The sequence below is a fragment of the Limihaloglobus sulfuriphilus genome, from assembly GCF_001999965.1.
Lineage (GTDB): Bacteria > Planctomycetota > Phycisphaerae > Sedimentisphaerales > Sedimentisphaeraceae > Limihaloglobus > Limihaloglobus sulfuriphilus.
This window is the reverse complement of sequence record NZ_CP019646.1, coordinates 241,580-256,155: the sequence shown is the minus strand read 5'-3', so window position 1 is coordinate 256,155 and position 14,576 is coordinate 241,580. Positions and strand designations below refer to the sequence as shown.

The 14,576-nt window shown below is 49.5% G+C and carries 9 protein-coding genes; 2 read left to right on the top strand and 7 right to left on the bottom strand.

The features are described 5' to 3' along the window. Positions 1-4: 4 nt before the first annotated feature. From SMSP2_RS00930 to SMSP2_RS00900, 7 genes are all read right to left on the bottom strand, one after another. Positions 5-2,869, bottom strand: coding sequence for a LamG-like jellyroll fold domain-containing protein (locus SMSP2_RS00930; RefSeq protein ID WP_146682157.1), 2,865 nt, complete (start codon positions 2,867-2,869; stop codon positions 5-7). Between the two features lie 18 nt (positions 2,870-2,887). Next, positions 2,888-3,832: a glycoside hydrolase family 130 protein gene (locus tag SMSP2_RS00925; RefSeq protein WP_186804785.1), complete on the bottom strand. Its 945-nt coding sequence runs from the start codon at positions 3,830-3,832 to the stop codon at positions 2,888-2,890. Between the two features lie 51 nt (positions 3,833-3,883). Beyond that, positions 3,884-4,774, bottom strand: a complete 891-nt coding sequence (locus tag SMSP2_RS00920) for a type II secretion system protein (RefSeq protein ID WP_186804784.1) — start codon at positions 4,772-4,774, stop codon at positions 3,884-3,886. 19 nt (positions 4,775-4,793) lie between these two features. Beyond that, on the bottom strand, positions 4,794-5,708 hold the full coding sequence (locus SMSP2_RS00915) for a LamG domain-containing protein (RefSeq protein ID WP_146682154.1): 915 nt from the start codon (positions 5,706-5,708) through the stop codon (positions 4,794-4,796). A 26-nt stretch (positions 5,709-5,734) separates the two neighbouring features. Beyond that, the gene (locus SMSP2_RS00910) at positions 5,735-7,420 is read right to left on the bottom strand and encodes a LamG domain-containing protein (protein WP_146682153.1); all 1,686 of its coding nucleotides are present in this window, start codon (positions 7,418-7,420) and stop codon (positions 5,735-5,737) included. A 38-nt stretch (positions 7,421-7,458) separates the two neighbouring features. Next, positions 7,459-8,256, bottom strand: coding sequence for a LamG-like jellyroll fold domain-containing protein (locus SMSP2_RS00905; protein WP_186804783.1), 798 nt, complete (start codon positions 8,254-8,256; stop codon positions 7,459-7,461). Positions 8,257-8,381: 125 nt separating this feature from the next. Beyond that, positions 8,382-9,437 (bottom strand): LacI family DNA-binding transcriptional regulator, encoded by a 1,056-nt coding sequence (locus tag SMSP2_RS00900; protein ID WP_146682151.1) that lies wholly within the window; start codon positions 9,435-9,437, stop codon positions 8,382-8,384. Positions 9,438-9,609: 172 nt separating this feature from the next. Here SMSP2_RS00900 and SMSP2_RS00895 point away from each other — a divergent pair, with 172 nt between their 5' ends. Together SMSP2_RS00895 and SMSP2_RS00890 are read left to right on the top strand one after the other, a co-directional pair. After that, positions 9,610-12,849: a LamG-like jellyroll fold domain-containing protein gene (locus SMSP2_RS00895; RefSeq protein WP_186804782.1), complete on the top strand. Its 3,240-nt coding sequence runs from the start codon at positions 9,610-9,612 to the stop codon at positions 12,847-12,849. A gap of 15 nt (positions 12,850-12,864) precedes the next feature. Then, positions 12,865-14,394 (top strand): sodium:solute symporter family protein, encoded by a 1,530-nt coding sequence (locus SMSP2_RS00890; RefSeq protein ID WP_146682149.1) that lies wholly within the window; start codon positions 12,865-12,867, stop codon positions 14,392-14,394. Positions 14,395-14,576 lie beyond the last annotated feature (182 nt).

The following is a 14,576-nucleotide window of genomic DNA, read 5'->3' as shown; positions in this document are numbered from 1 at the left end:
TGATTTATAATTCCGGGACACTGATTAACTGAGAGCTGTCCTCGAACATCGAACGGTTATAGCAGCGAACATAACCTCTTTCAGTCCCAATAAATACGTCTAATTTACCATCACCGTCAACATCCATAACCGCCGGCGAGCAAGAGTGGTTTCCAAAGTATAGTATCTCGCCGTTGGCCAATGTCAAGGGCTTAGCCGGCTCAAAACGAGGCTGCCGATTACTGCCGGCGTTTATCAGCAGGGCGACATACGCGGCGTCCGCATCGGCCAGGTCATACCGCCGGCCCGCGTTTATCAGACCGCCCCTTCTGGGCTGGCCGATAAGCAGATCGAGCCTGCCGTCGCCGTTATAGTCGGCGGCGCAGAACTTGCTCCTACCGTTATAACCGGACGGCCCGTCAATTTTGATTTCCCTGCCGTCGGTGTATTTAAGCCTTGTGCCCGGTTTGAGTCCCGCGGGGCCTTCGATGAAATCACGCTCGTACATAGTTATAAAGCCGTATTCGTCGCTTGTTACAATAGCCGGGGGCATTTTATCTTCTTGTTCAAAATACCACATAGCCGGCCGCGTCCTCCAGCGTATTTTCAGAGGCCAGGTATCTACCTGGAGCTGCTGTGGGCTGGTAAACTCATAGCCGCCTTTGTCCCGTGAAATATTCCTAAGCCAGTAATTATAACCCGTTATATCGCTTAAAACTACATCGGGTTTGCCGTCTCCGTCAAAATCACAGACATTCGGTGCCAGATAGCCCCAGCGGGCCTCGTTGGGCCCCTGAATCGAACCGCTGTAACCGGCAATCGGGCGGAAAACCGCGCCGCCGGCCTTCAGCTTTTCTCTTGGAGCGAATACAGGCTGTTGGGTTGTGCCGGTGTTTTTAAAATAACTCAAAAACCCTGAAGAATCGCCTAAGACTACATCCCATAAGCCGTCTCTGTTTAAATCTGCAATTGACGGAACAACCAGGCTTTCCGCCCAGAGGTTAGCCCCTTCAAACTCCAGAATGCTATCTTCTACAAGCAGACCTTCTTCGACCTCGCACAAAACAGTAACGCCGGGGTTTGAGCCGACAATCACCTCTATTTCGCCGTCATTGTCAAAGTCCACCACTTCGAACCGCTGGTCAAAATAGCTGTATTTCGACACGGTCGAATCTCTGTACGCGCCAACCGGCATTGACAGCTCAAGGCCGCCCTTCTCGTTTGAAGTGTTATAATAAATAAGCGTCTCATCAACACCGCTGCCAAGCAGAAAATCCAGTTTGCCGTCGCCGTTGAAATCAGCTAAATCCACAGAAAACTGTGATGTCGGTATCTCTATCCGCTCACCATTTACCTTAAGAGCCTTCGCGGCAGAAAACTGCGGCGATGTATCAGTACCTTTGTTTATCGCAAGATACGCCACTCCAACCGGAGGTTTGCCGTACCATCTGTTTTTCTCGTCATAACCCCTTCCGTAGCCGATATCTGGATTGCCCCTGCCGCTGTTCCACGGATCAGAGCCGTCCCACCACCAAGTGCCGAGGAATCCGCCGACCAGCAGGTCTTTTACACCGTCACTATCGGCATCTACATAAGCTATATCAAAACTGTCAAACCCCTCGGGCAGGCCTGTTACCTTGCAGCTTTCCTGAACCTCTATGGTCTTGTCTGTGTGCGTTTCAACGGCTTTCCACATTGTCAGAGTATCATTCTTGAAACTGCACGCGTATATCTGCCCGTCCTGCCCAAACATATCGAACTTCAAAAGGGACTTACCCTCAAATGCGATTTCGGGTGCCTTGAAAACCGGTTTTTTCTTAGTGCCGATATTTTTATAGAAAAGCGTTCTTCTGGGAATCACATACGCTGAAATCAGATCGTTGAGCCCGTCACCGTCATAGTCAAGCACTACCGGATAGCCTGCCAGCCCCTGGCCCTGGGCAGGAATATCAGTTCTTCCCATGCTCAAAGGCTCGCCCGCGGCTATGAAGGGTATTTCTTTTTGTGCTGTGTCTTTGTCGCTGCCGTTAAAGCGGATCGCGTATTCGCCGTCACACTTGCGGGGGCGTTTCCAGACGACTGTCGCGTGCTTTGGATAATAATCGTATTCACTGCGGAAATTTATCTTGCCGGAAGCAGGTTTCTCACTGCCGCTGTCCCATTTAAAAACATCAATACAGGTCGGGTCTATATATGTACCCTCGGGCAGAAAGGCCTCGATAAACTCAAGGTTAAGTTTGCACCTTACGGGGGCATCAGGAAACTCGGCCGGCCTGGGTGAGACTTTCAGCGGCAGGTATATCCCATCATCTCTGATGAGCGGTTTGATGTCATTGCCGAAGATCGAGGCATAGTCTTTGGCGACCTCTTTGGGCGTAAAGGCTTTAGCAAAAACCCTGGGCTGTTTTATCACGCCTTTTATATCCCTGGCGGTGTTGCCCGAGCGGCACTCAGCACCAATACGAAGCCGATTCGCCGCGGGCGTCTCTGTAGTTATTGTCCGCACTCCCTCGGCAAGCCCGTTGATATACACTGTAAGCCGCTGGTGCGTCCTGACCGCGCAGAGGTAAACATCCCGCCCGAGCGGCACATTAGATTTCGACTTTACACCTCGGTAAACGGGTTTGCCGTCATCAGCGATATCAGCGATGGTAACAAACTCAAGTTTCTTGTCATACATTCTAAGGCCGAAAACCAGCTGATTGGGATTTTCTGAGTCGAAGGCGGATATAATGTAATTTCCGATCCCATCAGAGTAATCCTTAATTCCAGCCACGGCCCGAAGAGTAACTTCCTGGTTCGCATCGCCGGAAAACGGCAGCTCAGGCCCACGGGCCGAGGCAAAAACGCCCGGAACAGTAAAAAGCAATATAAATATCAAATGTCTCATTATGCGGTTATCTCTAAACTATCTGTCATTTAAGCATGAATCTATCAAATCATCAATCTTCGCTGTTGCCAGGCACTGAACCTGGTCAGCACCGCCGTAATATATCTTGACGGTGCCGTCATCTTCTGCGACCGCGCCGTTTGTAAACACAACGTTCATGCTCTGGCCCATCAGCTCGTAAGGCTCTTCAGGCGCCAGGATCGCCCGCCTGCTGCAGGCAATCATCTTAGTCGGATCGTCCCTGTCCAGCAGCATAACGCCGAGACTGTAAACCTCATCGGTACACTGCCGCCGCACGCCGTGGATTATGCACAGCCAGCCGGCGTCTGTTTCTATTGGAACTGCCCCGGGACCGATCTTCTTTTCACCCCAGCCGATCAGGCTTTTGGACAAAACCCGCCGCGGGTTGCCCCAGTAAATCAAATCGGGGCTTGAACATGCCCAGATATCGAAACCGCCGTTATCGTTGGGACGGTCGAGCCTGTAATAAAGGCCGTTTATTTTTCTTGGGAAGAGTACTCCGTTGCGGTTATCCGGCTCAGAAATCAGCCCCATCCACTCGAGCTTTTCGAATGAATCATCGATCTTGAAAAGACCTAACTGACAGCTCGCCCCGTTAGTAACATCCGCCGCATGAACAATATAGTGCTGGCCTTCGATACAGGTGATACGCGGATCCCAGTACGATTTCTCTCCATCGACATACTCGCGGAAAAGCGGGTCATCCAACGGCATCGCCAGCGGTTTATCCCGTAGTGTAAATTTGATGCCGTCATCGCTCTGGGCGACCCACATGTACCGGCTGAACGACGAATCTTCACAGCGGCAGATCATAACGTATTTGCCGTTATGCTTGATAATTCCACTGTTGAATACACTTACGATATCACCGGGAAAATCGTCTTTTGTAAGTATCGGATTATGCGCGCAGCGGTGAACTATATACTTTTTCTGATAAAGCAAATTCTTGTCTCCGTATATCTGTTTTTATTCTGTGTTGTGATAAATGTAATTTTACTGGCTTATGTAGCCAAGTCTGCCATTGCTCTGGTAGCCGGGAACGTCTTCTTCCTGCTGGTCTTTGCCGTTAATCTTAAGGCCGAAATGCCTGCTGGAAATTTCGTCCCATTTCATATATTCGACATGTCCGTCGGCAAACACGTAGTTTCGCCCGCCGCCGTTTCCGCCGGAGCTGCTTTTGGCTTCTATCCGCGGCTCATCAAACCATCTGGCTGTGTGAGTATCCATATCGTGCGGCCCGTCACAGATCAGGTCTGCGTCGCTGAACCGCATCCAGCCGGAAAAGCCCGCGTCAGCCGGAGACGGTGACGGCGGCGGATCTCCTCTGCGTGAGAGGAAATGCGTCTGAATCGAGGCACGTATTACGGCAGAAGTCGCAAGGTAAACATCATCCATAAAGGATACAACCTCTGAAGGACGTTTGATGTACCTGCCGCCGTAATGAGTCAGAACGCCGTTTGCCGTATAGCTGAAATAATAACCCCTATCATCAGCCACAGCGTTTTTCTCGCGGTTGAACAGGGAAGTTATTTCCGGGCAGACATACGATTCCTTGGGCAGATTGCCGTAGTTGACCAGACTGTAAATCCAGTTCTCACGCCAGTCGCTGCTCTCACGGTTAAGGGCATTCAGGGCCTTAACGCCGTCGTTGCCGTGGAAGCCTCGGCCGTCCTGGAAGGGAAACTTATTGTCGTTGGAGTTCGTATATGCCGCGGCGGATAACTGGAGCTGTCTCAGGTTTGAGCCGCAGACAAGCTTTTTGGCCTGCTTCCTCACCATAGAAAGTGAAGGAAGCAGGATAGCCATCAAAACCGCGATTATAGAAATCACAACAAGAAGCTCTATCAGTGTGAATGCCTTGTTTGTTTTCTGGAAAATTTTCATGTAAGGTTTTCTCCGATTATTATTCGACATTTGTCGGATCAGTGTTCATCAGCCATGACTGGGCTATTGAGCTGAAATCAAGCATATTTACAATGCAGTCGCCGTTGATATCAGCGGTATTTCTCTCTGTCCCGGGGTAATTGCAATCGCCCTCGTCCAGCTCAGAGAGATCCTGAACTGCGTGATCATAAAATCTGAACTGATCAATAAGCCCGTCAAACGACCTGTACTGCGAGCCGCTCTGGCGCGCGGCACCGAGAACAAACCAGGGTGTGGTATAGCCATCGGTTATAGGTACAAGATTAGAATCCTCGCTGTAAAGCTCGCCGTTTACCCAAAGTTTTGCGTTTCCGCCGGGCAGTGACGGGTCATAGCTGAATACCAGACGGTACCAAAGCCCCGGTTCAAGTCTCGTTGTGTGTATAAACCTGTTGTAGGTAGGCGTTCCGTTATCATCATAATAGAAGCCGCCGATAAACGAGGCGTACCGCAACCCGGACTGATCCATACGGATAAAGTAGTTGTTGCTTGTGACATTTTCCATATCACCCGCCCAGACGAGATAGTAAGGATCGTTAGAAGAAAAACCCACCGGCAGTGAGTTCAGTTTCACCCATGCGTCAATGGTGAATTCCGGAGTAATCACGGCGGAGACATCAACACCGTCTAAGGGAGTTAGAAAATCTCTGTCGTTTTCGCTCTCACCCTTATCGTTCTCAAAGAGAAAACAATAACCGCTGAGCCCGTCTTCGTACCACAGCGGGTTTGCCCAGTCGCTTTGGCTGGTACCGCGCTGCAGAGTAAAATCGCCGACCTCGCTGTAAGTATTTTCGCCCGTGCCTTCGGAAAAATTCCACATTCCTACAAGCTCGGCATGAGAGATGCCCGCAGCGAGCACGGCCAACAAAGTAATAATGTATATTTTGGTCTTCATATTATAAGCTCCATTTAGAGTTACGATTAATTAGCAAGCCAGTTCTCTGCCATCAAAGCCAGATCAGCAGTATCTACATACAAATCCCTGTTAAGATCGCCGTCAAGATAGACCGCGTCAAGGCCGTGGGGATTTTCAGGAAGCAGAAGCTCTTGAGACGTAAGGGCCTTGTTGGTAATCCTTACCTCATCAATCATTCCCCAGAAACCGCGTTTAACGTAGTTTCCTGCCCACATTCCACCGATTGTCAGCTTGGGCAGAATCTGATCAGTCCTGGGCAGCCTGCTTGTGGAGAAGCTGGTGCCCACGCCGTTGACATACAGAGTGGCATTGTCGTATGCCTTTGTCGCGTCATAAGCGAAAGCAACATGTGTCCACTCCTGCTGGGGAATATCTGTGCTGTTATGCAGTATTGTCCTCATAGTATCGTCATCATACCAGGCAGCCTCAAGACGGCCGAATTCACCTGTTTCATTGGGCATAAACCTGATAAGGCAGAACATCGAATTATCTCCGGTAACAGTGGCTTCGGAGCTCCATTCCTTGATATCAAAGATCGAGAACGGATCATAAAAACCAAATTCCGCACCTGTGCCGGCCTGGTTAAGCAGCGGTATATACTGCGGCCATATACATGCCTCGACGGTGAAGGACTCGGTCATAAGAGTAGGAACTTTGGCCTCGTCGGCGGCATCAACTGTCAAATACCCAAGAGTGCCCGTATCAATATCGCTGTAACACATTACACCGCCGCCGCTGATACCTTCCGCGACCCAGTCGCAGTCGTGCCAGTCGCTGTCGCTGGTGCCAAGCCTCATACTGATATCAGACATTCCCGGCTCACAATGGGCAATCTGGCCGGCCTGCTCTTCGAAACGCCACCAGGCAAGTGTTTCTCTCTGCGGCTCGGGTATGTTTACACTGCCGCCGTTTATCATCAGCTCTGATGTAGCAAGCCTGGTATCAGAAATACGAAGCTCATCGATATAGCCGTTGAAGCCCCTCTGTCTGAGCCAGTTTGTGCCGACCGCCAGGCTTTCACCTGTGATGGCCAGGTCTGTTCTGGGCGATGCCGCGGCAGAGTTAACCTCTTCCGCTCCGTTTACCCATATACTTACATTGTCTGTCGTGGAAGAGCCGTCAACTGCGAATGCGACATGATACCACTGTCCCACGAGCAGATCGGCGGAATGGATAAAAGAATATCCGGTGCCGTCACTCGAATAGAAGTAGCCGTTAAGCATTCCAACACCCTCGCTGCGCTGCGTAACTCTTAGGAAGTACGCATACTTATTCGCACTTTCGCTATCTACACCGCCAAAACAGATAATCTGGTACGGATTGTAGTAGTCAAACGTATTATCCGGTATGGAGTCGAGCTTGATCCACGCTTCGACAGTGAATGTATCTGTGTTATACATGCTTACGTCTGTTTCGGGCTCGGGCCGGATCAGATCCAGCTCGCCGTCAGGCCGCCCCGCTGCACTCATAAAGTGCAGGCAGTTACCCGAATAACCATCTGTTGACCACTCAGGGTCCTGCCAGGCAGAGCCGCTGGAGCCAAGCCGAAACGGCAGGGCCCCGGCCAGCGCCGGCGGACAGTTTGCAAATTGACCCGAATTTTCCTCGAAAGGCCAGTAACCGATAGTTTCGGCATAAGTCAGCGAAACCGCCGCCGTCGCTATCATAATAAATAGCAATTTCTTAGTCATTTGAATACCTCTATTAACTCTAAACAATAAAATTAGTGTTATTTTTTATCTTTTCTGCGAAGAACACCGAAACATGCCGCACCTGCCATAAGGGCAAATGTAGCCGGCTCGGGAACTGCTTCTACGCTGTCATAGAACTTTACTTCATCAAGGCGGCCGTTAAGTGACCTGGACCTTGCGTACATAGCTCCCAGAACAAGGCTCTCGCCGTTAATCGTCAAGTCGGTTCTTGCTACTGACGATGAGCTTTTGGTCTCTTCGATGCCGTTAACCCAAAGGCTTACGTTGTCAGTGGTTGATGAGCTGTCAACAGAGAAGCCGACATTGTACCATTGACCGGCAAGGATATCCGCCGAGTGGGAGAATGAATGCCCGACACCGTCTTCTGAATAGAAATAGCCGTTTAGCATTCCAACACCTTCGCTGCGCTGCGTAACTCTAAGGAAATATACGTCCTTGTTGTTGTTCAACGCGTCTTTGCCGCCGAAAGAGATAATCGTGTAAGGATTGTACCAGTCGAACGTATTCAGCGGAATCGAATCGAGGTTTATGCAGGCATCAACCGTAAAAGTCTGCGTGTAGAAAGCACTTAAATCCGCTGTGCTGTTTGGCCGCAGTATGTCGGTATCGCCATCGCCGCTGCCTTGCTCACCAATGAAATGCAGGCAGTTGCCGCTGTAGCCCTCGGTTGACCATTGCGGGTCCTGCCATGTGCCGTCGCTCGAGCCTCGCCTGAGGTCCGTATAACCCGGAACCGAATTATACGTCCACTGGCCCTCGCCCTCGTCAAAGGACCAGTCGCCGATTTTTGCTGCATTTGCATAAATTGCTAACATTAACAATACCACGATAAATAACATTTTCTTTAACATTTTCTTTCCCTTTCTAATAAGGATTCACAAAAATTTATCATTTCAGCCGCCACCACTAACAGGCGGCCAAAACATCTGAAAATCTATTTCTATTTTACAAAAAAATCTGTTACGCCGCCCGGCACAAGCTTCGGCTCTACCACGACTGTAACACTGTCATGCTTTTTCGCATGGGGATTATCGATTCTCCACATGAGCTCCTGAACAGCGCGGTAACCCATTGCCGCGGCACCGATTTCAATTGTTGCCGGCTTAGGGCTTAGACCCATCAACGCCGCCTCATCGTTATCACAGCCGATAATATCGACATCTATACCGGCTTTTATGCCTTTTGCCGCCAGGATTTCATAACAGATTGCCACCTGGATATCGAGGGGGATAAACAGCCCCGTTGCCCGCGAGGGCTGCGACGCCCATTGATCAATCAGCTCTTCGAGGGCATGCTTAATCTCATGTATCGAGTTGTAAGTCTTTTCCCTGTTTCTCTTTGTGAAAAGCTCAACATCAACATCATTTTTGCGGGCATAGAACTCAAAAAAATCACTCCTTGTAGCCATTGCCAAATGCTCTGAAAAGGCATTCAGAAAAGCAATTTTTTTGTGCCCCCGCCGCGAAAGATAACCCGCCGCCATCTTGCCGATGCCTTCATTTCCAACCAGAGGAAGAACCATTTCACCCTCGCGGTGGGAACTGAGCCAGACTTTGGGAATTCCCGAAATCATTTTCATAACCTGATCATCACTGCATGAGCCGCTGAGAACCAGCCCGTCTATAGTGCCGTTGGCGACCGCGGGGGGCAGATTGTCCAGCTTATCAACGTATGCGTGAATCATATTGGCGTGAGACTGAATTATTGCCGAGCTGACCGCCCGGGTTGTCTTATTAAATGAGGAGGAGTAATCCTGAAGTACATCGCGGCTGAGAATCAGAAATGCTATATTCTTGACCCTTGCTACGCGGGAATTATTTCGTTTGCGGTGTATTTCCAGCGAATAGCCGCTTTTCTCCATAGCCTCTTCAATTCTGGCCAGAGTTTCATCGGAGACCTTTGCGCTTTTGGTAAGCGTTCTGGACACCGTTGCGGGCGACACGCCGGCCATATCTGCTATTTCAGTTATCGAAACCATGAGTGCATAGTAAAACATCTATGAAAATTGTCAAGAAAATTTTCATATTTTTTTTAAACAAGCCGTTTTTGTCTTGACTTTACCCGCCGCAAAAGTAAATTCTACAGGCACTATGACAACAAGAAAAATACTCTTCACAACGTTAGTCTGCCTTGCCCTTTTTGCGCAAGCTCGCCCTGTATCAGAAGTTATGCTAGATGGAGGCGCCGGTTTCGACCCCTGGAACCAAACGAGATGGTCAAACTGGTATGACCAGGACGGCAAAATCGTTGAACCCTTCGAAATCGACGTATCACTGGCATTCGCGGACAAGACAACCCCATGGCATTTCGACTCATCGTATGTCAAACGGATCATCGGCGGCCTGCCGTCTGTCTTTGTTGTATCAGATAACAGCGATATAAGTATCGACGGCAACGGCATTACCATCGACGCCAGGACCGACGCCGACCTTGCCAGAGACCTCTATTACTACTACACACACAGGATAAGCCTCGATGAATACTCGGATGAAAACTGCTTTATATTTTACCAGACCGAATATTCACAGGCCGGCGACCGCAGAAGCATTATCCACAACATGACAATAAAAGGATTTTCAAGGGGCATAGCCTTCCACCATGACCACCGAAGAAAAGTTGATGTCCAGAATATCAATTTTATCAGAGACATCTGGGGAGTCTTCCCAAGAGGCCAGAACGGTACGGTACAAAACTGTGTTTTCGAAGAAAATGTCATGGGCGGTTTTTACTGCGAATACAATTCATACGACTGGATCATCCAAAACTGCACCTTCAGAGACAACAACACCCGCGGCGTTCCTTCATACGCCGACATAGTCATAGACGCGTGCAGGGACTACCTGGTCAGCGGAAACTCATTTCTGCCGGCAGCATACTATAACCGCCCTTATCACACCGCTATATCACTCTACAGAAACCGCGGAGAAAACCTCGATGTTCGCGAGCTGGCTCCGAGAAATAACAATATCACAAACAACACCTTTGAAAATTATCATATTGCGATCGATTTTGCACCGCGGCAGGCCAATTTCAGCAATAACGACAACTCCGACGAAACCCGATGCTATACGATGGATAACATTGTATCTGACAACCAGTTCGCAAACTGCAAAATCGGCATTCTCAACAGAAGCAATTTTAATTCAATCTCTGACAATACTTTCATCAATACAGAAATTGACATGGCTCTGCTGAACATGTTCTACGCCGTGCACCACAATACAATCGACCAGCCCGGCGATAATCTCTGGCTGTGGTCAGTCTCTGACGACTACACCGCTTACGCCTCTTACCTGGGCTACACAAACCAATCCGGCAGCTATATCCCGAAAAGCGAGAAATTTTTCCATATCATCTGCCCGGGCGGCACTCCGGTTGTTCATAACCATGCCGGCGTTGAGTTCATTATCGCCGATTCACTGGTGAAGCCCGAAAAAAGTGACATCAACAGCGATATGAATACGGACGCCAAAGACCTGAAACTGCTCAAAAACAGCTGGCTTTCCGCGCCGGCGGATATACCTTTTAACCCACAGACAACAGATACGACCGGAGACGGCAAAATCGACCTGAGCGACTATTCGGTTGTTGCCCGGCAATGGTACAGGGATAATCCGCGGCAGGACTTTTATTCCGTTAACCCCAAAAAGCCGATAGACATAGCGGTTGGTGACATGGCGGTATTTGAAGCAGGCGATGAGATCGCAGTTATATGGGATCAGCCCGTCTCAAACATATCAAACGTGGATTATTACACCATAGCCATATTTGACCAGCGGGGCAATGAGCTGGACAGGTGCGGCAGGAGCGAGCGCCGCTGGAACAAAATCGCTGTCGGCAATTTCCTGCCCGACGGCGGCTGGTTAAAAGAAAACGACAATTTTGAGATAGCCGCGGTCAGCTCACAGCCCGACCAGCAGGGCAAATATCCCGTTTATATATTCCATAAAGGCTTCCGGCTGCCCTCTGCCGTCCTGCTTGAGGACAACACAAACCCCATAACCGCCCTTACTGCCGGGAATTTCACCACTGACACGGATGATTATGATGAAATCGCGGTAAAGGTTTCCGGAACTACTGAAATTACATGCCTCAAACCAAGCGACCTGAGCTGGCAGGCCTCCGTAACAGGCGTTGCAGAGGACATAATCGATATCGCCGCCGGAGAATTTGACGGCAGGGCATCGCAGGACGAAATAGCCGCGATAACGTACTCACCAGGGCCGGCGCTTATCTATAAAATCAGAATAGACGGCCTATACAAGAGCTGCGCAGATTACGGCAAAAAGTGGCACAATATTGCTGTGGGAAGTTTTGACGGCCAGACAGTCAAGGAAAACATCGTCCTTACCGAAGCGGTAACCGATGAAAACCAGACGCTCGGCTGCTGGCAGTTCGAGGAAAACACCGGCCAGTACGCCTATCCCGGCATTGGCGGGCCGACGCTTCGTCTTGGTTCAAGCGCCAGTACATGGCAGGATCCCGAGTGGTCAACAGAAGGATATACAGGAAATTGTCTGCACTATATCAGCGCGGATGGCCGCCCTGACGGCAATATCGATTTGGTTCGCCCTGAATCCACAGAAGACCTCAGCGAGTTTAACACTGACACTTTCACTGTTCAGGCATGGATTAAACTTGACTCTATACCGGAAAATACGTTTGATTACTACAACCCGTACATGATCATATCACTGGGCGGCAAAGACGGGGAAAACTTTAACAAGGACGTGTATTTTCTTAGAGTTACCCAGCGCAGCGAAGGCGTTGGAATGTTAAACGGGTATTACTATTCAGAAGACGGCACAGGCCACTCCTTCTCCCACCCTGCAGATCTCGCTGCCGGCCAGTGGTACCACGTCGCGTTCGCCCATGACGGTTCATCCGAGACAAACAACACAAGCATCTGGGTCAACGGCATTGAGCAAACATTCTCCAAGGCCGCTCACCCGCGAAAAGACCTACAGATAACCGGTGAGAGCCTCGTAATCGGGGCATCATGGGTAAGGAGCAGGGGTTTCAACGGTCTCATAGACGAGGTCAAAATCTCAAACGCGAAACTCAAAACAGAAGATCTGCTGGCAAACACACTCTCAGGCCCGCAAAAACTCTACTTTTTCAACGATACAGACAACACGCCATTAAGAGAGCTTGAACTGGATGTCATAAATTCAACGCCTCTTGCAATATCCGCCGGCAGACTCTACGCAGACCCTCAAATGGATTTGTATCTGAGAACAAACGGCATTTCAAAACAACAGTTTTATTCAGACTATCAGCTGTGGAAAAACTCCATAGCAATACTCACAAAAAACCCTGGAACCGTCTCCGCTGCGGCCTACTGGGTTGGCGTAAACCCGCAGGACCAGAACCAGAGCAGTTACAGGCTCGTGCCGATTATGAGATAAAAAAGGAATCATTTTATGTTTAACACATTGCTTGCTGTCGCCGAGACGGAGTCTGTAATAAATTTCAGACTGCCAGATATCATCGTAATACTTATCTTTCTGATCGGCATGGCCCTGGTCGGCGTATATTTCTCCAGAAAGAACAACAGCACAGAGGAATACTTCCTGGGAAACCGTTCTTTCCCCGGCTGGGCGATTGGAATATCCATGCTCGGCACATCAATCAGTTCTGTCACATTCCTGGCACTGCCGGCGGCGGCTTACGTGCTGGACTACCGAAACATAATCCCAAACCTGACACTGCCGATTGTCGCGGTGTTTGCCATTATATTTTTTATCCCCTATTTCCGCGAGAGAAAGATAACATCGGCGTTTGAATTCCTTGAACACAGATTTTCGCACTGGGTGAGGCTCTACGCATCTTTGAGCTTTGTATTTCTCCAGCTGCTCCGGCTCAGCACAGTGCTGTATCTGGTATCAATTCCGATAGCCTTTATCACCGGCCAGCACATTATACTTGTAATAATCATCGGCGGCATTTTTATCAGCTTTTACACCGTGCTGGGTGGTATCGAAGCCGTTATCTGGACAGACGTTGTCCAGACAATAATCCTGCTTGGCGGCGGGATTGTATGCTTTGGCGTCATCGTAACAAAGATGCCCGAGGGACTCTCACAGATAATCGACATCGGCCTTGCACACGACAAGTTCAGTATCGGCTCGTTTGAGTTGAACCTCAACGAACGGACATTTTTTACAATGCTTCTGATCGGGCTGATCGGTTTCACGACAGAATACTCAAGCAACCAGAACGTCATTCAGAGATACATCGCGGCCAAATCAATGCGAGAAGCCAGAAAAGCAACCGCAATCTGCGCAATTTTGAGCGTGCCGACCTGGCTCTCATTCTTCTTTCTGGGAACATGCCTGTTTGCAATCTACAAGGTTTTCCCCGATCAGGCCGTCGCCAACATGGATCCCGACCAGGTGCTGCCCTACTTCATTCTGACACAAATACCAGCAGGCGTGGCAGGACTGATAATCGCGGCCTGTCTCGCGGCGGCCATGAGCTCGCTTGACTCATCGATAAACGCCATCAGTACACTCGTAACTGTCGATTTCCTAAAAAGATACATCTCAACAGAGAGAGACGACACCTATTACTTGAAAATGGCAAAGACATTCGCCATGATTGCCGGCACAATGATGATTCTCGGCGCGATAGCATTCCATTTCATACCGCGTGAATCCATCGTTGATCTGGGCTTTATTCTCAGCTCGGTATTCGGCGGCTGCATCCTGGGTATCTTTTTGCTGGGTTTCTTCGTAAAACGCATAGACAACTTCTCAATCATTACCGGTATGGCGGCTGCCATAGCACTTAATCTCTATCTTATGATGAGCTTCTTCGGCTGGCTGCCGGCAAAACTGACGTTCGTATTCCACGAATACTGGACTGCCGCACTCGTAAATATTACCCTTGTTGTCGTGGCATGCGGAACATCGCTGTTTAGGAGCCCAAAGACGTCCACGCCCCAAACTTGACGCATAACAACCGCACCGGTTAACAGCCGCCATAACCAATAACAAACAAGAACTATTACCAATCCCGCAGTGCAATTGAAACATTGCGGGCTGGGTAATATTGCGTTCCTGTGGACAAACTTCACTATTCGAATCAGCACATAAACCATTTACTTAAAACATCTTACGCCAACAAAACTTCT